The sequence below is a fragment of the Corynebacterium occultum genome (assembly GCF_009734425.1).
Classification (GTDB): domain Bacteria; phylum Actinomycetota; class Actinomycetes; order Mycobacteriales; family Mycobacteriaceae; genus Corynebacterium; species Corynebacterium occultum.
In genome coordinates, this window is sequence record NZ_CP046455.1 from 2524137 (window position 1) to 2545872 (window position 21736).

Here is a 21736-nt window from a genome sequence, read left to right on the forward strand (position 1 = left end):
TTGGAGGCCAGAGTGTTGCCCCCAGGTTCGGGGAGCCGGTGGGGTCCGGAACCTCAGTGGCCCCCTGGGGTGAAGGCTCAGGCCCTCAACCCCGTCGCCTGATTGACGATCCAGGCGTACTCGAAGGCGGTTTCGCGCCACTTGGCGTAGCGCCCCGACACACCACCATGCCCGGCCGACATCTCGGTCTTCAGCAGGAACTGTCCCCCGGTGGCGGTGTCCCGCAGCTTGGCGATCCACTTCGCCGGCTCCACATAGAGCACCCTGGTGTCATTCAGCGAGGTGACGGCCAGGATATTGGGGTACTGCTTGGCCGCCACATTCTCATAGGGGGCGTAGGAGGCCATGTACTCATAGACCTCGCGCTCATGCAGGGGATCGCCCCACTCATCCCATTCGGTGACGGTCAGGGGCAGCTCCGGCATCAGCATGGAGGTCAGGGGGTCCACGAAGGGCACTGCCGCATGGATGGCCTTGAAACGATCCGGTGCCATATTGGCCACCGCACCCATCAGCATGCCACCGGCGGAACCACCCTCCGCCACCAGCATCTCCGGTGCCGTGATCCCCCGTTCAAGGAGGTCATCGGCCACGGCGATGAAGTCGGTGAAGGTGTTCTTCTTCTTGTCCATCTTGCCGTTGTCATACCAGAGTCGACCCATTTCACCGCCGCCCCGGACGTGGGCGATCACGAAGATCATGCCGCGATCCATCAGGGAGAGCCGGGCGATGGAGAAACCGGGGTCAATCGAGCTCTCATAGGAGCCGTAGCCGTAGAGCAGGGTGGGGTTGGGCTTGTTCCGGTCCAGGTCAGCGCGGTGGATCACCGACACCGGAATTTCGGCCCCGTCAGCTGCCGTGGTCCACAGCCGGTAGGCGGTGTACTGACTCCGGTCATAGCCGCCGAGCACCTCCTGCTCCTTGAGCAGGGTGCGCTTCCCGGTGGCGATCTCATAGTCATAGAGCTGGGAGGGGGTGGTGAAGGAGACGTAGCCCAGGCGGATCACCGGGGCATCCCACTCCGGGTTCCCGCCGGAACCGGCGTTGTAGAGCTCCTCCTCGAACTCCAGCTCCTCCCACTCCCCATAACCGGATTCGGCGAGCTTCATCACCGCCAGTTTCCCGATCGCCCCGGAACGGTAACCGGAGACGATGAAATCACGGTAGGTGTCAATGCCCTCGATGCGGACGTCCTCGCGGTGGGGGATCAGATCCTCCAGCTCCCGCAGCGGGGGCAGCTCCGCACCACTGAGTGCCGGGGCGTCACTGACCGCGAAGTTAGGGCCGGTGGCATTGTGGGTGACCACCCAACGGTCCTCCCCCGCCACCACCGCATGGTCGATCATGTACTCCACACCCGGTTCGCGCTCCCAGAGCAGCCGGAACTCCCCGGTCGGGTCATCGGTCTCCAGCACCCAGGTTTCGGAGGTGATCTTGGAGGCGGCCTCGATGAAGAGGTACTTCTCCGAACGACTGCCCCCGACACCGGTGTTGAAACGGGCATCGGGCTCATGGAAGACCCGGACGTCCTCGGACTGGTCGGTGCCGATCTTGTGGCGCCACACCGAATCCGGCCGCCAGGCCTCATCCACCAGCTGGTAGAAGAGGTACTCCTCCCCTGCCCAGGTCGCGCCGTAGAAGATGCCGTCCAGCCGATCAGCCAGCAGCTCGCCGGTGTCCAGGTCCTTGACCCGCAGGGTGAAACGCTCATCCCCCTCGGTGTCCACGGAGTAGGCCAGGTAGCGGCCGGAAGTCGTCACGGAAGAAGCCCCCAGGGAGAAGAACTCATGGCCCTCGGCCAGCTCATTGAGGTCGAGGATGATCTGCTCCCCTTCCACCGCCCCCTCTTCCGGGATGGTCGGAGGCACCCAGGGATCTGACCCCTCGGCAACCGGCACGCGGCAGGAGATGCCGTAGTTCTTTCCCTCCTGGGTGCGGCCGTAATACCAGTGGTCCCCGGCGCGGGTGGGGATGGACATGTCCGTTTCTTTAATCCGGGACTTGATCTCGGTGTAGATATTTTCCCGTAGTTCCGCCAATTCGGCGGTGTGCGCCTCGGTGTGGTCATTCTCGGCGTTGAGGTAGTCGAGGGTTTCCGGGGCGTTCTTCTCGCGCAGCCATTCATAGTCATCCTGGAACTCGATGCCGTGGTGGGTGCGGATCACGGGATGCTTTGCGGCCCGGGGTGCGGACACCTGTGCGGCGGCGCCGCTGTGCTTCTGGTTCTGATCATCTGAGGACATGTCATCCGATGCTAACCGCATCCGCTTTTCGAGGACTTCGCCGGGTCGGGGCTGTGGCCGGGGAGACAAGAAAACCGCCGGGGCCCCTGGGGTAAGGGGTCCCGGCGGTGTGAGATTCGGGGTGCTTAGACGCAGCTGCCGATCCAGTCGGCGAACTTCAGGCCGGAGATGCGCTCATAGGCCTCGATATAGCGTTCGCGGGTGGCTTCGACCACGGAGCCGGGCAGCGCCGGGGGCGGGGTCTCGGAGTTCTTGTCCCAGCCGGACTTGGGGCTGGTCAGCCAGTTGCGGACGTACTGCTTGTCGAAGCTGGGCTGGACCTTGCCTTCCTCGTAGGTGTCGGCGGGCCAGTAGCGGGAGGAGTCGGGGGTCAGGACCTCATCGGCGAGGATGAGGGTGCCCTCGGCGTCGAGACCGAACTCGAACTTGGTGTCGGCGAGGATGACACCGCGTTTCTCGGCGATGGCGGCGGCCTCTGAGTAGATCTTCAGGGTGATGTCACGCAGCTGCTCGGCACGTGCCTGGCCGAGCTTGTCGACGACCACCTCGAAGGAGACGTTCTCGTCGTGGTCACCCTGCTCAGCCTTGGTGGCCGGGGTGAAGATGGGCTCAGCCAGCTTGGAGGCCTCCGTCAGGCCCTCGGGCAGTTCGATGCCGCAGACGGTGCCGTTCTTGCGGTATTCCGCAAGGCCGGAACCGGTGAGGTAGCCCCGGGCCACGCACTCGAAGGGCAGCATCTTCAGCTTCTTGCAGACCAGGGCCCGACCGAGGACTTCCTCGGGGATGCGGGGGTCATCGATGGGTCCGGCCAGGTGGTTGGGCATGCCCAGGGCGTTGAAGAACCAGACGCTCATGGCCGTCAGGACCCGTCCCTTGTCGGGGATCTCGGTGTCCAGGATGTGGTCATAGGCGGAGATTCGGTCAGAGACCACCATCAGGAGGGTCTCATCATCGATCTCGTAGATTTCGCGCACCTTACCGGCTGAGAGGTGGGTGTACTGGGAGAGTTCAGGACGCATGATCAGTGAGTCTAGACCCGTTGGTTTTCCCGCGGTAGTTGAGTAGCTCTCCCCCTCCCCGGGGATCAGCCTGGGTCCGGTTTCTTTCGGTGGCAGCGGAGTGCGCGTATTCTCTTAACTAACGATATGCTGTGTGACCGATGAGTCATAGGTGACAAAAGTAAATATGACGGTGGAGGCTACGCTCATGTGGCTCTTCACTCCCTGAAAGTAGGCTGTACCCCCATGCTCCGTAAGATCAGTGCCCGAATGACCGGTGTGGCCACCGTTGCTGCCCTGTCTGCGGTGTGCCTGTTCACCCCCTCGGTGGCAGATGCGATCACCCTGGAGGTCGGCACCATCAAGAATGAGGCTGCCTGCGTACTCGAAGCCACCGACGATGACCTGGCTCGGGCCGCCACCTATAAAGCAGAGGTGGCCGGAGCCTTCCATGACACCGCACTGCGCATCCGCCACAGTGGGAACCGGGGTCTGAGTGAGACCATCGCCGCCTATGACAATGGCGCCGATCCCGCAATCGCCCGGGCCGCCCTGGCTGCGGAGGGTTATCACGACCTGGAGATCAAGGCGATCCTGACGGCGGAGAGCCCGGAGCTGATGCGCAATGAGCTGCTCCAGAGTGAGCTCGCCCCGATTGACGCCATCCTCACCGGCTACCCGGCGACCGCCGGCCTGGATGCTGCCCGCCAGCTGCGGGATTCCAATGGTGGGTTGGCCACCGGGGATCTGCTCTACCCGATCAGTGATGATCTGCGCTATTCCCATGCCTTCCGCAGCCAGGCCAAGGCTGTGGAACGGCCTGCCACCGAAGCCGCCTCCAAGCTGCTTGAGGTATTCAGCAAGAACAGTCTGAGTGGCCGTTGGGATGAGTGCGTGCAGCGCCTGGAGTCCAAGGACATCCCGGAAACCACCCCCTCGGTCCGGGGAACCACGGAGGCCCCCACTTCCCTCAACCAGCCGGAGTCCACGGTGGAGCTGCTGGCCAGATTGAGCACCCTGCCCGGTGCCGGCCCCATGCTGATCCCCATGTTGGGCGAGTTGCTGGCGCTGTTGACCCTGCCGCGTTAAGGGTTCCTGGGTTGAGGCTTCCAGGGGTTGAGGCTTCCAGGGGGCGTCGAAATATAGCAGGCGCATCCATGCTCTGATTCACCCGTTTTCCACCCCTTGAGGGCACAGATGCGCCCGCCACATTTATCTGCCCTCATATCCGGGGAAGAATTAAACCCCCTGCCAGCCTCACACCTGAGGTTGGCAGGGGGTTCGATGTTTTCCCGGGGAAGTTTTTCCTAGAGGATCTCGCCCGGGGTGTAGCGGGCGGCCTCCGGGTGGTGGTTGATCAGATCGTTGATCTTGACCAGCACGCGGTCAACTTGGCTGCCGGCGGCACCGATGAAGGCCTTGTGGTCAGAGAGGGCGACCTCCAGGTCCTGCTTGCTCAACGGCAGGCGCTCATCAGCGGCCAGACGGTCCACCAGGTCCTGCTCGCCACCGTTCTCACGCATGTTCAGTGCGACAGCCACTGCATTCTCCTTGATGACCTCATGGGCGGTCTCACGGCCGACACCGGCGCGGACAGCCGCCATCAGGATGCGGGTGGTGGCCAGGAAGGGCAGGTAGCGCTCCAGCTCACGGCCGATCATGGCGGGGAAGGCACCGAACTCGTCCAGGACGGTCAGGAAGGTCTCGAACATGCCGTCCAGGGCGAAGAAGGCGTCGGGCAGTGCCACGCGGCGGACCACGGAGCAGAAGACATCGCCTTCATTCCACTGCTGACCGGCCAGGTCAGCGACCATGGTGAGGTAGCCGCGCAGGATGACCTGCAGTCCGCCGACACGCTCACAGGAACGGGCGTTCATCTTGTGCGGCATCGCGGAAGAGCCAACCTGGCCCTCCTTGAAGCCCTCGGTGACGGTCTCATTGCCGGCCATCAGTCGGATGGTGTGCGCCAGGGAGGAGGGGCCGGCACCCAGCTCAACCAGAGCGGACACCGCATCGAAGTCCAGTGAGCGGGGATAGATCTGGCCCACGGAGTCAAAGGTGCGCTTGAAGCCGAGGTGGTCGGCGATGGAGGTTTCCAGGGAAGCCAGCTTGGCCTCATTGCCACCCATCAGGTCGAGCATGTCCTGGCTGGTGCCCATCGGGCCTTTGATGCCACGCAGCGGGTAGCGGGAGAGCAGGTTCTCCACCCGTTCCACGGCGATCAGCATCTCATCGGCAGCGGAGGCGAAACGCTTGCCCAGGGTGGTGGCCTGAGCCGCTACATTGTGGGAACGACCCGCCATGACCAGGTTCTGGTAGTTGCGGGCGTGTCCACCGAGCCGGGCGATGACGGCGACGGACTTGTCGCGCACCAGCTCCAGGGAGCGGTAGATCTGGAGCTGCTCCACATTCTCGGTCAGGTCACGGGAGGTCATGCCCTTGTGGATGTGCTCATGGCCGGCGAGGGCGTTGAACTCCTCGATCCGGGCCTTCACATCGTGCCGGGTGATCTTCTCGCGATCAGCGATGGACGCCAGGTCCACCTGGTTGATGACGGATTCATAGGCGTTAATGGCCTCAGCGGGGATGTCCACGCCGAGCCCCTTCTGTGCCTTCATCACGGCGATCCAGAGCTGGCGCTCCATGATGATCTTCGACTCGGGGCTCCAGAGCTCGCTCAGCTCAGCGGAGGCATAACGGGAGGACAGGACATTGGAGATCTTCTTTTTCTCAGCCACTTCCCCATTATCGCATTAGCCGCCCATATCCCCAGCCACCGCAGCTCCAGCGGTGGCACCAGCCCCGAAACCCCGGATTGTCCTACGCCACCCCGACAACTCCCCCACCCATCCAGGAAACCGCCGTTGAGCTGGTCTGATCTTCTTGCCTCAGCAGTTGTGGGGCCAGGCTAGGGCACGCCCCACCACGCTGCCCCCAGAAGGGCGGTCTAGCGGGGCCTTAGTAAATGTGCTTTGCAGCCCCAACCCAAGTGCCGATTCCTAGCCCAGTTCCTGACGCACCGCCGGGAGCACCTCGGTGGCCAGCAGTTCAATGGCCCGCAGGGTCTCCCGCTGCGGGGTGTTGCCGTAGCCGAGCTGCATGATGTACCGATCATGACCATAGGCTTCGTGCTGGCGCAGGATCTTCTCCACGATCTGCTGGGGGCTGCCCACAAAGAGCGCCCCATCATCGGAGGCGTGCTCCTGGTAGGCCTCGTACTGCAAGACCTGGCCCCGACCCTGCATGTGTTGATTTTCCTTCATCGCCCGCGCGTAGTAGGGGTAGGAGAACTCCTGGGCCTCCTGAGTGGTCTCAGCGACGAAACCGGGGCCGTTGACGCTGATCTTCAGTTTCGCCGGATCCACCCCATGGTCTGCCGCGGACTTCCGGTAGAGATCAGCCATCCCCTTGAAGCCGTCCAGTCTGCCACCCAGGATGCCCAACGCCATGGGCAGGCCGAATTTCGCGGCCCGCACCGCGGATGCCGGGGTGCCACCCACCGCCACCCAGGTGGGGATGTACTCCTGCAGCGCCCGCGGGGAAATATCCGCCTCCTCCAGTGGGGGGCGGAGCATGCCCTGCCAGGTCACCGGGTTCTCCTTCTGGATCCGGTCCAGCAGCTGCAGCCGCTCCTCAAAAAGGTCATTGTAGAGACTCAGGTCATAACCGAAGAGGGGGAAGGACTCCACATAGGAGCCCCGGCCCACGATCATCTCGGCGCGACCATCGGAGAGATTGTCCAGGGTGGCGTACTGTTCATAGACCCGCACCGGATCCTCGGAACTGAGCACCGTCACCGCGCTGCTCAACCTGATCCGTGAGGTACGCATCGCGATCGCCGAAAGAACCACCGCGGAAGCCGAAACCGCGAAATCATCACGGTGGTGTTCGCCGAGGCCGAAGATGTCCAGCCCGGCCTGGTCTGCGACCTCGGCCTGCTCGATCAGGTCCTTCAGGCGTTGCTGCGCGCTGGGGGCCGGTGCGCCGCTGTGCGGATCCGGGGTGAGTTCACCGAAATGGTAGATGCCGATCTCAAAACTCATGACACGCTCCTGCTGTGATTGACGATCTCCGAGGCGCCCGGCTGATCCACCAGGAAACATCTTTCCGCCCGCTCAGCAAGCTGGCCCAGCACCGGCACCAGCCCCTGATCTTGATGACCTAGAGGGTATCCCCCATGACGGCTGCTGTCCCCGGAAATACGTTTCGTCAGCGGAAAGTGGATCACTTCCGCCCACCGGGGCGCGAACACCGCGGCCGGGATCCCGGACACCCCGGTCTTGAGCCCGGCGGCATCCAACCGCCCTCCACCCAGACACTGGGGAATGATCTCATCCCAGCGTTTAGCCGGCACCTGCCTGGTGGCGGGGAAGGCGGGACAGACCGCGAGCGTCTCAGTCATACCCCCAAAACTAGCACCGCCCGCCCCGTTCATCAGGGCGGGCGGCTCCCGTTCGGAAGACCGGAATCATCCCCGGGGTCGCTATCGAAAACTTATCGACGAACGCGGCATGTGGCCCGGCCCGGCCAGGCCGGGTTCTGACTCAGCGGGCGAGGAACTCACCCAGGCGGCGGCAGGCCTCCCGGGCATCCGCGGCACTGGCACACAGGCTCAGGCGGACCCACTGATTGCCATGGTGCGGATCAAAGTCCACTCCCGGGGCCACCGCCACCCCGATCTCCTCCACCAGTTCCCTGGCCCAGGCCTCAGAGTCCTGGGTGTAGTCCGAGACATCGACCCACAGGTAGAGCCCACCATCCGGCTCGGCGAAGGTGCCCAGCCCGATCTTCGGCAGCTCCGCCAGGAATACCTCACGGGTCTCCTGGTAGACGGCCACATGCTGGTCCAGTTCGGCGGCGGCCTCCAGGGTGAAGGCGGCCCGGCCGGCGACCTGGGAGATCGCCGGGGCACACAGCGCCAGGGAACCCAGCAGGTTCTCCAGGGCATCCACCATGTAGTCCGGGACGATCATCCAGCCGACCCGCCAACCGGTCATGGAGAAATACTTGGAGAGGGTGCCCACGGTGATGGCGTTCTCGGAGTAGGCGCGCGCAGTGGCGGTCGGCCGGCCGAAGCTCATGCCGTGGTAGTCCTCATCAGAGATCAGCACGGTGCCGTTGAGATCACACCACTCGGCGATGCGCTCCAGCTCTGCCGGATCAATGATGGTTCCGGTGGGATTGCCCGGACTGGTGACGATGACCGCCTTCGGCTTCTCCGGCAGTGCCTCCAGCATCGCCGCGGTGGGCTGGAAACGGGTTTCTTCCCCGCACTGCAGATCCACGATCTGCGCGCCCAGGGCGCCGAGTATATTGCGGTAGGCGGGGTAACCCGGGCAACTCAGCGCCACCGAATCACCCTGGTCGAGCACCGCCAGGAAAGCCGCGACGAAGGCCCCGGAGGAACCCGTGGTCACGATGACATTATCGGCGTTGGTGTCCACTCCGTAGGTGGCGGAATGCCAGGCTGCGACAGCTTCCCGCAGCTGCCGGTCCCCCAACACCTCGGTGTATCCCAGTGGGCTGGAACGCAGGGCGATCTCCGCCTCATGGAGCACCGCTTCCGGGGCACCGGTTTCCGGCTGCCCCGCACAGAGCATGATGGTTTCCTTACCCTCCCGGGCACGGCGCTGGACCAGGTCCAGCATGCGCATGACGCGGAAGGGTTCTACCTGGCTTCGATTGCTGAGCTGCGCGGCATTCATGGCACACAGCTTAAGGCAGTTCTCCACTATTTCTATAACCAACTAAAGGGTGGTGCCGGACTGTCACCCGGCACCACCCTTCCCGAGAGGTGTGGAAGACCTGCCGGTGGGGTTTCTAGCCCAGGGAGATCTCACCCTTGACGGCCGGCAGTGCGATATCACTGCGGTAGTGGCCGCCTTCCAGGGAGATTCCGGAGAGGGTGGCGTAGGCACGCTCCCGGGCCTGCTCCAGGTCGGTGCCGACCCCGACGATGCTGAGCACCCGGCCACCATTGGCCACCAGCTGCCCCTGCTCATTGCGGGCGGTACCGGCATGCAGCACGGTCTCGGAGGGTTCGGCACCGCTGAGCACATCCCCCTTCCGTGGGGAAGCCGGGTAACCATCGGCAGCCAGCACCACGGTAAGGGCGGAACCCTCCTCCCAGGTCAAGGGAGCATGTTCGGCCAGGGTGCCCCGGGCGACGGAGTCCAGCAGGGTGGCCAGGGGGGTCTTCAGCAGTGCCAGCACCGCCTGGGTCTCCGGATCACCGAAACGGGCGTTGAACTCGATCACGGAGGGGCCCTCCGCACCCCAGGCCAGACCGGCGTAGAGCAGACCCGAGTAGGGGGTGCCGCGGGCGACCATTTCCTTGGCCACCGGGACGCAGACCTCATTGACGATGCGGTCCACACCCGTCACCGGCAGCCAGGGCAGCGGGGTGTAGGCACCCATGCCACCGGTGTTCGGGCCCTCATCATTGTCATAGGCGCGCTTGTGGTCCTGGGCTGGCAGCAGGGGCACGACGGTCTCGCCGTCGACCAGGCAGAAGAGTGAAATCTCCGGGCCATCCAGGAAGCTCTCCAGCAGCACCGGGTTACCGGCGGCAAGAACCGCGTCGACGTGCTCCCGGGCGGCGGCCCGGTCGGTGGTCACCACCACACCCTTGCCGGCGGCCAGGCCATCATCCTTGACCACCCAATTGGGGCCGAAATTGTCCAGGGCCGACTCGATCTCATCCTCTGCGGCGTCGGGGTGCAGGGCCTGCGCCTGGGCGGTCTTCACACCGGCGGCAGCCATGACGTCCTTGGCGAAGGCCTTGGAACCCTCGATCTTCGCCGCCTCACCGGAGGGTCCGAAGACCGCGAAACCGGCTTCCCGCAGGACATCGGCAACCCCTGCGACCAGCGGGATCTCCGGGCCGATGACCACAAGGTCAGCCCCGATCTCCTGGGCCAGGGCGGTGGTGGCCGCCCCATCAGTGACATCGGCCAGGGGGTGGACAGCGGAGATCGCAGCCATACCGGCATTACCGGGGGCGACGTGAAGTTCAGTGGTGGCGGGGTCCTTCTGCAGGCCCAACAGCAGGGCGTGCTCGCGGGCACCGGAACCAATTACGAGGATGCGCATGGTTCATATTCTAACCATCCCGCCCTCTCCCCCCATTGCGGTGCTACTCCGGGTTTTGTCAAGGGTGTGACTTGCAGCTTCGTTTGGCGGCTTTCTAGCAACTGCAGATGGCGGTTTTAAATGTAGGAGTGCCCATGCCAACAGCACCCTTTAGGGTGGAACCATGACTGATGAGCAGCATGGCCGCCGGGTGACCTATGTGACCTGGAATCTCGTGGCCACAGGTGTGCTTGGAGTCTTGGCGTTCGGAGACGTAGTTCCTGCCCTGGTGGATGCCCCTGGTCCCCCGGTTCTGTGGGTTATCAGTGCGGCTGTCGTAGCAGCCTTGGCGTGGGCCGTGTGGAAACGTCGCCGTCGACCCACGTGGCTTCTTCCCCGTCTCTACCTTTTAAGCGCGATTCCGGTGGGGCTTACCTTGCTGGTGACTAACTCGATGACTGCGTTCTGGCTCGGCGCCATCTGGTTGTTGATCTTCCCGGCCCTCCTGAGCGGTGACTGGCTTGACCGATGGCTGGGTGCTCCTGCTCAGCCGCCATCAACGCATCACCGTTAGCATCAGTTCTTTTAGGTGATTCCGATGATCAGGGTGAAGCGGGCGGCTTCGACAGTGCTGTTGCAAACTCGCCATCATCCGCCCGGACGGCACCGATGACGCCTACGTCGAAAGATATCACCAGCGACTATCCCCATTATGGGGACACCCACAAGGTAACAGGAGCGACAGAAGCCCCGGCGCCGCCGGGAAAGGGGGCGGTGAACCGCACCCCTGAAGAAGCTTTCCGAGTACCCTCAGATCCATGAGCAGCGTTTTCACCAAGATCATCAACGGCGAACTACCGGGCCGTTTCATCTACCGCGATGACACCACCGTCGCTTTCCTCAGCATCGAACCCGTCGCCTATGGCCATGTCCTGGTCATCCCCGTGGCGGAGGTGGACAAGTGGACCGACCTTGACCCGCAAACCTGGAACCAGGTCAATGAGGTGGCCCAGAACATCGGCCGTGCCATCATCGAGATCTTCGGCTCTGAGCGGGCCGGTTATCTGATCGCCGGTTTCGAGGTCCCCCACGCCCACATCCACGTCTTCCCGGCCAATGACATGTCCGGCTACAGCCTGAGCAACACCATGCGTGCCGATGCCACCGACCCCGCCAAGATGGATGATGCAGCAGCCCGCCTGCGCGAGGCCCTCGATACCGATGAGCAGGGTTTCCCGCGCTAATCTTGAGGGATGAGCTGGCTGACCACCATCATCCCCACCCGTGGGGAATTACCCGAACTGCCGGGGCTCGTCCCCGGTGGCCCCACCCCGGTGCTCTTCCTGCACGGGGTGCTGGCCTCCCCCGGTAACTTCGAGGGTGCCATCCGGTCCCTGCTGGAACAGGGTGTTCCCGTGATCGCCCCGACCTACGGGGACCGGGGCACCGGGGACATTCACAGCTCCTTCCGGGAGCTGGAGGACATGCTCGGCACCGAGGTCTTGTCCCAGCACGATCAGATCGACATTGTCGGCCATTCCCTGGGTGGCCGGCTGGGTCTGGAGCTGGCCCACCATTTCCCTGCCAGGGTCCGCACCCTGGTCGGTATCGGCGCCATATACCGGGGTGTGCCCCGCGGGAGCACCCTCGGCGCGAAGCTCTTCCACACCGCCCTCGGCACGCTCGGGGGTCCCGCTTACCGGCAGATCATGGTGTCCACCCCCATGTCCGCGGCTCTGCCCCAACACACCAGGGTCATCTCCCTGGTCTCTGATCGCGACAGCATCGTGCCGGTCTCTTCGGCGGAGCTGGGTGAGATCCGCCGTCTGAAGGGGGTGCGTCATGAGCACCTGCCGCAGCAGACCGAGGCGATCCTCCAGGCTCTGGCCTGGCGGGAGTAGCACTCCGCCCTGAGCTGGGCCTCGCCGCTAAAGGTCCCGCAGCCGTTTCAGCCGCACCGTGAAGGTGGTGCCCTCCCCCGGCGCGCTGTGCACCGCGATGCTGCCCCCGTGTTGTTCGACCAGTGATTTCACGATGGCCAGGCCCAGGCCGGAGCCCCCGGAGATTCGGGAGCGGGAGGAGTCCTCCCGGTAGAAGCGTTCGAAGATGTGGGCGGCGACCTCTGGTTCCATGCCGCGGCCGGTGTCGGTGACTTCGGTGACCACGTCTTCACCGGAGAAGGTGTAGCGCAGGGTGACGGCTGATTCGGGGCCGCCGTGCACCAGTCCGTTGGTGACCAGGTTGAGCAGCACCTGATGGAGTCTGCCGGGGTCGCCGTTGACCACCGGCACCGCGGAGGTGTCATTGACGATGTTGATCTGCCGTCCCGGGAAGGCGCCGCGGGCGGTGCTGGCCACCCCGAGGCCGAGTTCGAGCAGGTCCACGGGTCTTTTATCCAGTTTCGCCTCTTCGGCGCGGGTGAGTGCGAGCAGGTCCTCGACCAGGGCGCTCATGCGGCGGGATTCATCGTCGATTTTGGTGAGTACCCGGTCGATGTCCTGGGTGGCTCCGGAGCGGTAGAGCTCGGTGTAGCCACGGACGGAGGTCAGTGGGGTGCGGAGTTCGTGGGAGGCGTCGCCGACGAAGCGGCGCATCTGCCCTTCCTTGGCCTGCGCATTTTCCACGGAGGTCTGTACCTGTTCCAGCATGACGTTCAGGGCCTGTGACAGTTGTCCGACTTCGGTGTGGCCGGGCCATCGGGGCACCCTGCGGTCGAGGTCTCCGGCGGCGATGGCCTGGGCGGTGCGTTCGACTTCCCGGAGGGGACGGAGGGCACGACGGATGAGGTAGTAGCCCATGGCAGCCATCACGGAGAGCACCAGGAGGCTGATCACCACCAGCCCGGTGTTGAGTCGGCGCAGCAGGTGGTCTTCGCTGTTGAGGTCCTTGGCCACCACGGTGGTGATGCCCTCCTCTGCCACGGCGAGGGCCCGCCAGCGGATGTCGCCGGTGGAGTCGGCGGAGGAACCCACCGTTGCGGGTTCGGCGCCGATGACCAGTTGGGAGGCGTCGGGGATGGCGCCGCGGTCGTTGAAGGCGAAGATGTTGCCGTCGGGGAAGATCTTCAGGACCACATAGTCGGAGGGTGGTCTGGCACCGAGGTTGGCGACGAAGATTTCGGAGCTGCTGGCCCAGCCGTCGAGGGAGCTGTGCAGTTCATCGTCGATGCGGGTGTAGACGCTCTCCTTCATGATGCTCGACACCGCCACCGCGCTGGCGGCCAGTCCGAGCCCGGAGATGGAGATGATCAGCACCACCAGCCAGGTTCGCAGGGGGATGGTGCGGCTGATGGAGAAGCGGTGCTCCCCCACCCGCTTTTCGACGCCCCCCTCATCCGCCGGGAGACGGCGGTCGGCGTAGGGGTTGGGGAACTGTTCTTCGGCCATCTGTTTCTTAACCGGACCTTCTAGTTGCGCGGCATGCGGAGGACGTATCCGACACCTCGGACGGTGTGGATCAGTGGGGTGTCACCGGTGTCGATTTTGCGGCGCAGGTAGGAGATGTAGGATTCGACGACATTGCCGTCCCCACCGAAGTCGTAGTGCCAGACATTGTCCAGGATCTTCGCCTTGGAAAGCACCACCTCAGCGTTGAGCATCAGGTAGCGCAGCAGGTTGAATTCAGTGGGGGAAAGTTCGATCAGCTCTCCGTCCCGGGTTACCTCATGGGTGTCATCATTGAGTTCGAGGTCGGCGTAGCTGAGGGTGGCTTCATCTTCGAGCTCGTCCTTGGGCTGGCCGCGGCGCAGGATGACCCGCAGGCGGGTGATCACCTCCTCCAGGGAGAAGGGTTTGGTCACGTAGTCATCGGCGCCGATGGTCAGTCCGTGGATACGATGTTCCACCGCGTCTTTGGCGGTCAGGTAGAGGACGGGACCGTCGAGGCCGTCGGCACGCAGTTTGCTGAGCAGTTCGAAGCCGTCCATGCCCGGCATCATCACGTCCAGGATGAAGGCATCGGGGCGGAATTCCCGGGCGATGCCCAGGGCATCGGCGCCGGATTGGGCAGTGCGGACATCAAAGCCCTGGAATTTCAGGCTGACCGTGAGTAATTCAACGATATTGGGTTCATCATCGACAACCAGGACCTTGACGACCTTTTCATTGGAGTCTTTCATCATTCACCACTTTCTCTTCACCCAGCCGGGGATGGTCCGGGTGATCCGGGGTCAGACCTGACCCTGCTTTCCCACTCTTCTCCACTTGAGTTAACCCCACCGCTCTGGAGCACAGCTGGGTGAATCCTGAGAGTTCACTGTCAGGAAGGGAATGTGTCGGCGATCTCCACCTTTGCTGCTCAGCGGCCTGACGCTGCTATGGTCGATGCGCAATGACTGAGAAAAAGAACATAAGCGAGGGGCGGCTGGTTCCCGCCCGCGAGATGAAGGTGCCCGCAACCCATGCCGGCCGACGCCTGGACAAGTACCTGCGGGCCGAACTCAAGGGAGTGCCGGCCACGCTGCTCTTCCGGCTGCTGCGCAAGGGCAAGGTCAGGATCAATGGCCGGCGGGCCCAACCCAGCTACCGGCTGGAGGAAGGCGACCTGCTCAAGCTTCCCCAGCTGCGGCTGCCGGACGCCATTCCCCCACCGGAGCTTCCCGCACCTCTCCTACGGGAGATCAAGGAATCCATCATCCATGAGGATGAGGCACTGATCGTGCTGAATAAACCCGCCGGCCTGGCCGTGCATGTCGGCTCCGGGGTTTCCGGCGGGGTGATCGAGGCCCTGCGCCAGCTGCGCCCCGGGGAACCCGGCCTGGAGCTGGTGCACCGCCTGGACCGTGACACCTCCGGCCTGCTGATGGTGGCCAAATCACCCATCATGCTGCGCCACCTGCAGGAGATCCTGCGGGAGGGACATTCCCTCCGACGCCGCTACCTGGCCCTGGTGCAGGGCTCTTGGCCGGCGGAGCTGAAGGAGATCAAAGCTCCGCTGCAGCGCACCCCGACCACGGTGCTGGTCAGTGATGAGGGGCTGCCCGCCCTGACCCGTTTCCGGGTCCAGCGCCGTTTCGGTGCCAAAGCCACCCTGGTGCAGGCCGAGCTGGTCACGGGCCGCAAACACCAGATCCGGGTGCACAGCAGACATGCCGGCCATCCCATCATCGGGGACCCGAAGTATGGCTCCCCCACCTCCCATGACCTGATGCTCCTCCATGCCGCAGAGCTGGGAATCCCTCTGCCGGATGGCTCCACCCTCACGCTCAGCGCCCCTTATCCCCGCAGCTGGAACCGCCCCCTGGCGCAGCTTGCGGGGCGTGACCCACAACCACCGCGGGCACACCCCCGGCAGCGCCATGGTGGCGGCTACCGTGGGTATGCGGGGCACAACCGGGGCAGCGGAACCCGCCAGCGTTCCTGATCAATCCCACTGCACGTCGTTGAGATCCACACCCTCTGCTGCTGCCTGGGCTTCCACCAGGGAGAGCAGGTAGGCGGCCTGCCCCTGGTAGGTGGCGTTGAAACGTTCATCGGCCACATACATCCGGGCCAGCAGCACCTGCTTGGAGGGGGAGACCTCATACCACTGGGAGATGCTCCGGCGGTGTGCCTCCACCAGCTCGGCAGCTTCCCCGGAACCGGGGGTGAGGCCGCGCTGCGCGGCGTCGATAAGCCTTGTGATGAACTCATCATGCTCGGCCTTCACCCGCTCCCAGTCCTCCCGCCCCATCTTCTGCTGGGTGTTTCTGGACTGTTCCCATTCCGGGGTGTCACCCCAGCGCTGCTCCGCCTCCTGCTCATACTCCGGTTTCCAGTCCCCGCCGAAGATCTCCATCTTTTCCCCGGCACTCAAGGGCTTTTTCTTCATCTCATCCTCCTCAAGGATCTGATCCACTGCCCGGACCATCCGGTGCAGCTGAGCGATCCGCTCCACCAGGAGCTCACGCTGGTGTTGCAGGCGTTGTGTACCGCTACCAGGTTCGGCGAGCAGCTCCGCGATCTCCTTCAGCGGGACCCCCGCCTCCCGGTACACCAGGATCTGCAGGGCGAGCTGCAGATCTTCCTCGGTATAGAGGCGGTGCCCGGACCAGGTCCGCCACCCAGGTTCCAGGAGGCCGATGGCATCCCAGTGTCGCAGCGTGCGGGTGCTCACCTGAAGGATGTCGGCGGCTTCTCCGATCTGATAATCGCTCATGGCACCCACTGTCCTCCTTGACGCTGCGTCAACTGCAAGGTGTGAGGGGAGATCAGTTGTTGCGTCCCCGCGCAGCCACCGCCCAGGTGCCCACCACCTCGGCGGCGTTGATCACGGTGACCTCATCCACCAGATTGAGCACCAGACAGACATGGTTGGGCACCACCCGCAGCACCGTGCCCAGCTCCGGCAACGCCTCCCCCGCCGGCCAGACCACGGTGGCGTGATGCTCGGAGAGGGCGCTGACCCGGGCCTCAGGGACTTCCATGATCCGGGCGAAACCGCTGGCCCAGGCAGGACGATCCGAACCCAGGATCTTGGAACCGGCATCAAGGATCACCTGGCCCAGATCCTTCCGGCGCGACACCACGGTGCCCGCCACCGTCAGGGCGATATCCTCCCACCTGCAACGCCCCAGCTCCAGCTGCTGGGCATCATTGAACACATAGACCCCGGGGCGGATCTCCGTGGCGGCCCCCGTTTCGGTGAGTGTCACCGAAGGGGTGGAACCACCGGAAAGTTCCAGGCCGTCAACCTCGAAACCGGCCTGCTGGAGCTGACTTCGCGCAGCCAGCAGGCAGTCGTGTTCATCCCGGGCGGCCAGGGCGGGTTGTTCGGGGGCGTAACTGTGGCCGGGGAAGGTGAACAGCCCCCGGAGCACCCGCCCCGAGCCGGCCACCGCGCGGGCGACCTCCACCACCTGATCCACCGCCACCCCGGAACGGTGGTGGCCGGAGTCGAGTTCGATCATCAGCCCGAGGTTGGCGAAGTCCACCCCGGCCCACGCAGCCGCAGCCTGCGGGGAATCAACCCCCAGCCGCAGTTCCACACCCTTGGCCAGCAGTGCCCTGATCCGCTCCTGTTTCACCGGGCTGGGCCAGAGCGGGTAGGCGATGAACAGATCCCGGCACCCCGCCTCAGCGAACACCTCCGCCTCCCCGATGGTGGCCACACTCAATCCGGTGGCACCGGCGGAAAGCTGGGCCCGCGCGATCTCGATGATCTTGTGGGTCTTGGCGTGGGGTCGCAGTTTCAGGCCCTGTTGGGCGGCGAAGCTGGCCATCTGGCTGAGGTTGCGGCCCAGCACGCCGCGCTCGATGAGAACGGTGGGGGTTTCGGGGAGGTGGTTAAGCGCTCGGTTCATGCCTCCCGAGGTTAATGCGCCCATCGACGGCGTGTCAGGGGGATGGCCCGTACTCAGGGCCGGGGGATATTGCGCAGGTTGGAACGTGCCAGATCCAGCATCCTTCCCACCCCGCCACCGAACACGGTCTTGGCTGCGGCGGTACCGAAGCCCATGATCTGCTCCCAGGTGATGCTCGGCGGGATGGACAACGCATTGGGGTCGGTGACGATGTCGATGAGCACCGGGCCGGGCAGTGCCAGGGCATCGCGCAGGTCCTCCCGGAGTGTCGCCGGATCCTCCAGGCGGACGGCGTTGATTCCCACCCCACGGGCGATCTCGGCGAAGTTCACCTGCTCATGATCGGTCTGGTATTCCGGCATGCCCTCCACCAGCATCTCCAATTTGACCATGCCCAGGGAGGAGTTGTTGAAGACCACGGCCTTGAGGGGCAGATCATGCAGTTTCACCGTCAGCAGTTCACCCATCAGCATGCCCAGCCCGCCGTCACCGCACATGGCGATCACCTGGCGGTCCCGGTCCGCGAACTGTGCACCGATCGCCTGGGGCAGGGCGTTGGCCATGGTGCCGTGGCGGAAGGAACCGAGGAATTCACGTTGCCCGGTGGGGTTGTTGATGTAGCGCGCCTGCCAGACATTGCACATGCCGGTGTCCACCGTGAAGACCGCATCCTCTTCGGCGAACCCATCGAGCAGGTCAGCCGCATATTCGGGGTGGATGGGCACGTGGTCCTTCACATCCTCGGTGTAGGCCGCCACCACCCCGGAGAGCTGCTTCTCATGCTCACGCAGCATGCGGTCCAGGAAACTGCGGTCCTGCTTCTCCTCCAGGTGGGGGAGGATGTTCTGGATCGTGGCGGCCACATCCCCGGTGACCGGGTGGGTGATGGTGGTGCGACGGCCGATGTTGCGGCCGTTGATGTCCACCTGGGCGACATTCTCGGTGGGCAGGAAATCGGAGTAGGGGAAGTCGGTGCCCAGCAGGATCAGCAGATCCGCCTCCCGGCTGGCCACCAGGCAGGCACCATAACCCAGCAGGCCGGACATGCCGACGTCGAAGGGGTTGCCATGCTGGATGTACTGCTTGCCACCCAGGGCATGACCGACCGGTGCCTTGATCTTCGCCGCCAGTTCCACCACCTCCGCCCGGGCATGTTGCACCCCGGCGCCACAGAAGAGGGTGACGCTCCGGGCCTCATTGATGGCGGCGACCAGCTCGGCGGCCTCCGCCGGATCCGGGAAGACAACGGGACGCCCCCGGGAGATGGTCGAGTTGGCGAAGGTGCCTTCCGCAGCGGGTTGCTGGGCGATGTCACCAGGGAGGATCGCCACCGACACACCATTGCCGGACATGGTGGACTGGATCGCATGGTGGATGATGCGTTCCCCCTGGGCCGCGGAGTGGATCATCTCGCAGTAGCCGGAGGCCTCCTGGAAGAGGAACTCAGGGTGGGTCTCCTGGAAGAAGTGGGAACCGATCTGCAGGGAAGGGATGTGGCTGGCGATCGCCAGCACCTTCGCCCCATTGCGGTGGGCGTCATAGAGTCCCTGGATCAGGTGGGTGTTACCGGGACCGCAGGATGCCGCACATACCGCCAGATTTCCGGTGAGCAGGGATTCTGCCCCGGCCGCGAAGGCGGCTGCCTCCTCATTGCGCACATGCACCCACTCGATCTCGGAGCGGCGTACCGCATCCACGATGGGGTTCAGGCTGTCACCGACCAGACCGAAGATCCGCTTGACACCCTGCTTCTCCAGGGTCTTGATCAGTTGTTCCGCGAAAGTCTGGGCCATGGCAATTTCTCCTGGGGGAAGTTGTTCACTTGTTCTGGTCAGGCTCTTCTCTGGGGCTGCCCTCCAGTGTCCCCGCACCGGGGGATTTTCGCCATCAGGGTGGGATGAAACGTAGCGGGGCGGGAAATGTAGCAGGCGCATATGTCGCTGGAACGGGTGAAAAATCATGGATTTCACCCTGGGATGCGCCTGCTGCGCACCCCCAGCCATAAAAACCCCCACCAGAATCAGTAACTCTAACGTCCGGTCGGTACAGTTACCTCTCGTGAGTTCACCCCTGAGAGATCTCCGGAACATCGATTCCACCCCGGCCCAACGGTGGACCTTCCTGGCGGTGATCAGCACCGGACTGCTGCTCATCGGCCTGGACAACTCCATCCTCTTCACCGCCCTGCCGGAACTGCGCACCCAGCTCCAGACCTCCGAGCTGGAGGGACTGTGGATCATCAACGCCTACTCCCTGGTGCTGGCCGGTCTTCTGCTGGGCACCGGCACCTTAGGCGACAAGATCGGGCACCGCCTGATGTTCACCATCGGTCTGACCATCTTCGGCCTGGCTTCCCTCGGCGCCGCCTTCGCCCCGAGCGCCTGGGCCCTGGTGGCTGCCCGGGCGGTGCTCGGTCTGGGGGCGGCGACGATGATGCCCGCCACCCTGGCACTCATCCAGCTCACCTTCCATGATGAGCGGGAGAGAAACACCGCCATCGGTATCTGGGGTGCGGTTGCCGTGGTCGGCGCCGCCCTGGGACCGGTGGTCGGCGGTGCCCTGCTGGAGTTCTTCTGGTGGGGTTCAGTCTTCCTGATCAATGTGCCCGTCGCCGCCCTCGCCCTAGTGCTGACCATCCTGCTGGCCCCGCCGAACATGCCCAATCCGGCCAAACACTGGGACTGGGCCTCCTCCCTCTACTCGCTGCTGGCCATGGCAGGCCTGGTCATGGTGATCAAGGAGTCCGTGAACCCCCACCGACAGCTCTGGTTACTGCTCCTGGCCCTGGTCTCCTGCGCCCTCGGATCCCTGCTTTTCCTCCGTCGGCAGCGTCGCCTGGCGGACCCCATGCTGGAGTTCAGCATCTTCCGTTCCCGGATGTTCAGCGGGGGCGTCATCGCCGCCGCACTGGCGATGTTCCTGGTCATCGGCATCGAACTGATGACCACCCAACGTTTCCAGCTGGCTGGCGGCTTCAGTCCCTTTCAGGCCGGCCTGTTGGTGGCCATCATGACCATCGCCGCCATGCCGATGTCGGTGATCGGCGGGGCGAACCTGCACCGCCTGGGTTTCCGCACCTTGATCTCCGGAGGTTTCGCCGCTATCGCACTGGGCACGGGACTGGCCGCCTGGGCCTTCAGCAACGCCCCACTGTGGGCGTTCATCTGTGGACTGCTGCTGATCGGGCTGGGTTCCGGCTCCGTCATGTCGGTCTCCTCCACCGCCATCCTGGGGGCCGCCCCACCCCGCAAAGCCGGTATGGCCGCCGGTGTGGAGGAGGTCTCCTATGAGTTCGGCACCCTGCTCTCGGTCTCGATCCTGGGCAGCCTGCTCCCCCTCTTCTACTCCCTGGCCGCCCCACCCGAGATCGGTGAAAACATCAACGCCGGCCTGGCCCACCCCCAGCTTCACGACGCCGCCGTCAACGCCTATGACTCCGCCTACCTGGGCATCCTGGTGATCCTCACGGTCCTGGCCCTGCTCGTCACCGCCCTCACCGCCTGGTGTTTCCGCGGCAACCCGAAGGGGGCAATCTCCTATGCGCCCCAATAAAAAAGAACAGATCCTCCGGACAGCGGTCCAGATGATCGGAGCCCACGGACTGGAGGCACTGACCTTCGAGTCCCTGGCCGAGGCCTCCGGATTCTCCAAGTCCGGACTGATCTACCACTTCCCCTCCCGCCATGAACTCCTGCTCAGCATCCACCGCCACCTGGCACAGGAATGGGAGGAGGATCTGATCTCCTTCGCCGGGGGTCCCGCCGCTGAGATGAACCAAGCCACCCGCCTGCGCGCCAGCGTGTTGTCCATGAGCCAGACCGCCACCCGCGCGGATCTGCTGGTCGCCCTGGACGCCCCCAGCCACCCCGATTTCCGGGCGGTCTGGGCCACGGTCAACCAGCGGTGGATGCCATCCCCGATGCAGATCAACGATGACCCCACCCGGCGCGCCGCCTATCTGGTGCAGCTGATGGCCGATGGTCTGTGGGTGCATGACCACATCCACGAGGATCCCCTGACACCTGAGCAGCGTGGGGCCCTGGCTGAGGCGATCCTGGCGATGATTCCCGAGGGGTGAGCACCGCAGTGTCGATAAGCATTGCTTTTCCCCGGGCGGAAGGCGCTTTCGACGGTTAGGGTTAGCC

General features: G+C 64.4%; 18 protein-coding genes. 6 read left to right on the top strand and 12 right to left on the bottom strand.

Going from position 1 to position 21736, the window contains the following annotated elements:
• Positions 1 to 77 precede the first annotated feature (77 nt).
• Both COCCU_RS11625 and COCCU_RS11630 read right to left on the bottom strand, forming a co-directional pair.
• A complete protein-coding gene (locus COCCU_RS11625) occupies positions 78 to 2243 on the bottom strand; it encodes a S9 family peptidase (protein ID WP_156231647.1) in 2166 nt (721 codons plus the stop codon).
• A 125-nt stretch (positions 2244 to 2368) separates the two neighbouring features.
• Entirely contained in the window at positions 2369 to 3262 is an 894-nt protein-coding gene (locus tag COCCU_RS11630; RefSeq protein ID WP_156231649.1) for a phosphoribosylaminoimidazolesuccinocarboxamide synthase, read from the bottom strand.
• Positions 3263 to 3487: 225 nt separating this feature from the next.
• On the opposite strand from COCCU_RS11630, the gene COCCU_RS11635 reads away from it, so the two are divergent.
• Positions 3488 to 4330, top strand: coding sequence for a hypothetical protein (locus tag COCCU_RS11635; RefSeq protein ID WP_156231651.1), 843 nt, complete (start codon positions 3488 to 3490; stop codon positions 4328 to 4330).
• A gap of 218 nt (positions 4331 to 4548) precedes the next feature.
• Here the strand turns inward: COCCU_RS11635 and purB are convergent, their stop codons facing one another.
• The 5 genes from purB to purD form a co-directional block, all read right to left on the bottom strand.
• Positions 4549 to 5979, bottom strand: a complete 1431-nt coding sequence (purB, locus tag COCCU_RS11640) for an adenylosuccinate lyase (protein WP_156231653.1) — start codon at positions 5977 to 5979, stop codon at positions 4549 to 4551.
• Positions 5980 to 6240: 261 nt separating this feature from the next.
• Positions 6241 to 7284 (bottom strand): LLM class flavin-dependent oxidoreductase, encoded by a 1044-nt coding sequence (locus tag COCCU_RS11645; protein ID WP_156231655.1) that lies wholly within the window; start codon positions 7282 to 7284, stop codon positions 6241 to 6243.
• Positions 7281 to 7643 carry a hypothetical protein gene (locus COCCU_RS11650; protein ID WP_156231657.1) on the bottom strand — a complete coding sequence of 121 codons (363 nt, stop codon included), beginning with the start codon at positions 7641 to 7643 and terminating at the stop codon, positions 7281 to 7283. The genes COCCU_RS11645 and COCCU_RS11650 overlap by 4 nt, the downstream gene beginning before the upstream one ends.
• Before the next feature lie 142 nt (positions 7644 to 7785).
• Positions 7786 to 8895 (bottom strand): pyridoxal phosphate-dependent aminotransferase, encoded by a 1110-nt coding sequence (locus tag COCCU_RS11655; RefSeq protein ID WP_197088516.1) that lies wholly within the window; start codon positions 8893 to 8895, stop codon positions 7786 to 7788.
• A 166-nt stretch (positions 8896 to 9061) separates the two neighbouring features.
• Positions 9062 to 10333, bottom strand: a complete 1272-nt coding sequence (gene purD / locus COCCU_RS11660) for a phosphoribosylamine--glycine ligase (protein WP_156231661.1) — start codon at positions 10331 to 10333, stop codon at positions 9062 to 9064.
• Between the two features lie 797 nt (positions 10334 to 11130).
• Between purD and COCCU_RS11665 the strand changes: the two genes are divergently transcribed.
• A complete protein-coding gene (locus tag COCCU_RS11665) occupies positions 11131 to 11556 on the top strand; it encodes an HIT family protein (protein ID WP_156231663.1) in 426 nt (141 codons plus the stop codon).
• Positions 11557 to 11565: 9 nt separating this feature from the next.
• Positions 11566 to 12213, top strand: a complete 648-nt coding sequence (locus tag COCCU_RS11670; RefSeq protein ID WP_156231665.1) for an alpha/beta fold hydrolase — start codon at positions 11566 to 11568, stop codon at positions 12211 to 12213.
• Between the two features lie 27 nt (positions 12214 to 12240).
• On the opposite strand, the gene COCCU_RS11675 is transcribed toward COCCU_RS11670, so the two are convergent.
• Positions 12241 to 13698 (bottom strand): sensor histidine kinase, encoded by a 1458-nt coding sequence (locus tag COCCU_RS11675; RefSeq protein ID WP_156231667.1) that lies wholly within the window; start codon positions 13696 to 13698, stop codon positions 12241 to 12243.
• Between the two features lie 20 nt (positions 13699 to 13718).
• On the bottom strand, positions 13719 to 14429 hold the full coding sequence (locus COCCU_RS11680) for a response regulator transcription factor (RefSeq protein WP_156232835.1): 711 nt from the start codon (positions 14427 to 14429) through the stop codon (positions 13719 to 13721).
• A 212-nt stretch (positions 14430 to 14641) separates the two neighbouring features.
• Between COCCU_RS11680 and COCCU_RS11685 the strand changes: the two genes are divergently transcribed.
• Positions 14642 to 15673 (top strand): RluA family pseudouridine synthase, encoded by a 1032-nt coding sequence (locus COCCU_RS11685; protein WP_156231669.1) that lies wholly within the window; start codon positions 14642 to 14644, stop codon positions 15671 to 15673.
• Here COCCU_RS11685 and COCCU_RS11690 read toward each other — a convergent pair whose 3' ends face one another.
• The 3 genes from COCCU_RS11690 to COCCU_RS11700 are packed head-to-tail and all read right to left on the bottom strand — an operon-like array spanning position 15674 to position 19384.
• Positions 15674 to 16447: a MerR family transcriptional regulator gene (locus COCCU_RS11690; protein WP_156231671.1), complete on the bottom strand. Its 774-nt coding sequence runs from the start codon at positions 16445 to 16447 to the stop codon at positions 15674 to 15676.
• Between the two features lie 52 nt (positions 16448 to 16499).
• Positions 16500 to 17591 carry an alanine racemase gene (locus COCCU_RS11695; protein WP_156231673.1) on the bottom strand — a complete coding sequence of 364 codons (1092 nt, stop codon included), beginning with the start codon at positions 17589 to 17591 and terminating at the stop codon, positions 16500 to 16502.
• A 53-nt stretch (positions 17592 to 17644) separates the two neighbouring features.
• Positions 17645 to 19384 (bottom strand): pyruvate dehydrogenase, encoded by a 1740-nt coding sequence (locus COCCU_RS11700; protein WP_156231675.1) that lies wholly within the window; start codon positions 19382 to 19384, stop codon positions 17645 to 17647.
• 265 nt (positions 19385 to 19649) lie between these two features.
• Between COCCU_RS11700 and COCCU_RS11705 the strand changes: the two genes are divergently transcribed.
• Entirely contained in the window at positions 19650 to 21143 is a 1494-nt protein-coding gene (locus COCCU_RS11705; protein WP_231598762.1) for an MFS transporter, read from the top strand.
• Positions 21130 to 21669, top strand: a complete 540-nt coding sequence (locus COCCU_RS11710; RefSeq protein ID WP_156231679.1) for a TetR/AcrR family transcriptional regulator — start codon at positions 21130 to 21132, stop codon at positions 21667 to 21669. The genes COCCU_RS11705 and COCCU_RS11710 overlap by 14 nt, the downstream gene beginning before the upstream one ends.
• Positions 21670 to 21736: the final 67 nt, after the last annotated feature.

Excerpts from the sequence above, each read along its gene's own strand:
- COCCU_RS11625 (WP_156231647.1), bottom strand. The coding sequence starts at position 2,243 with ATGTCCTCAGATGATCAGAACCAGAAGCACAGCGGCGCCGCCGCACAG.
- COCCU_RS11630 (WP_156231649.1), bottom strand. The coding sequence starts at position 3,262 with ATGCGTCCTGAACTCTCCCAGTACACCCACCTCTCAGCCGGTAAGGTG.
- COCCU_RS11635 (WP_156231651.1), top strand. The coding sequence starts at position 3,488 with ATGCTCCGTAAGATCAGTGCCCGAATGACCGGTGTGGCCACCGTTGCT.
- COCCU_RS11645 (WP_156231655.1), bottom strand. The coding sequence starts at position 7,284 with ATGAGTTTTGAGATCGGCATCTACCATTTCGGTGAACTCACCCCGGAT.
- COCCU_RS11650 (WP_156231657.1), bottom strand. The coding sequence starts at position 7,643 with ATGACTGAGACGCTCGCGGTCTGTCCCGCCTTCCCCGCCACCAGGCAG.
- COCCU_RS11655 (WP_197088516.1), bottom strand. The coding sequence starts at position 8,895 with ATGCGCATGCTGGACCTGGTCCAGCGCCGTGCCCGGGAGGGTAAGGAA.
- purD (WP_156231661.1), bottom strand. The coding sequence starts at position 10,333 with ATGCGCATCCTCGTAATTGGTTCCGGTGCCCGCGAGCACGCCCTGCTG.
- COCCU_RS11665 (WP_156231663.1), top strand. The coding sequence starts at position 11,131 with ATGAGCAGCGTTTTCACCAAGATCATCAACGGCGAACTACCGGGCCGT.
- COCCU_RS11670 (WP_156231665.1), top strand. The coding sequence starts at position 11,566 with ATGAGCTGGCTGACCACCATCATCCCCACCCGTGGGGAATTACCCGAA.
- COCCU_RS11675 (WP_156231667.1), bottom strand. The coding sequence starts at position 13,698 with ATGGCCGAAGAACAGTTCCCCAACCCCTACGCCGACCGCCGTCTCCCG.
- COCCU_RS11680 (WP_156232835.1), bottom strand. The coding sequence starts at position 14,429 with ATGAAAGACTCCAATGAAAAGGTCGTCAAGGTCCTGGTTGTCGATGAT.
- COCCU_RS11685 (WP_156231669.1), top strand. The coding sequence starts at position 14,642 with ATGACTGAGAAAAAGAACATAAGCGAGGGGCGGCTGGTTCCCGCCCGC.
- COCCU_RS11690 (WP_156231671.1), bottom strand. The coding sequence starts at position 16,447 with ATGAGCGATTATCAGATCGGAGAAGCCGCCGACATCCTTCAGGTGAGC.
- COCCU_RS11695 (WP_156231673.1), bottom strand. The coding sequence starts at position 17,591 with ATGAACCGAGCGCTTAACCACCTCCCCGAAACCCCCACCGTTCTCATC.
- COCCU_RS11700 (WP_156231675.1), bottom strand. The coding sequence starts at position 19,384 with ATGGCCCAGACTTTCGCGGAACAACTGATCAAGACCCTGGAGAAGCAG.
- COCCU_RS11710 (WP_156231679.1), top strand. The coding sequence starts at position 21,130 with ATGCGCCCCAATAAAAAAGAACAGATCCTCCGGACAGCGGTCCAGATG.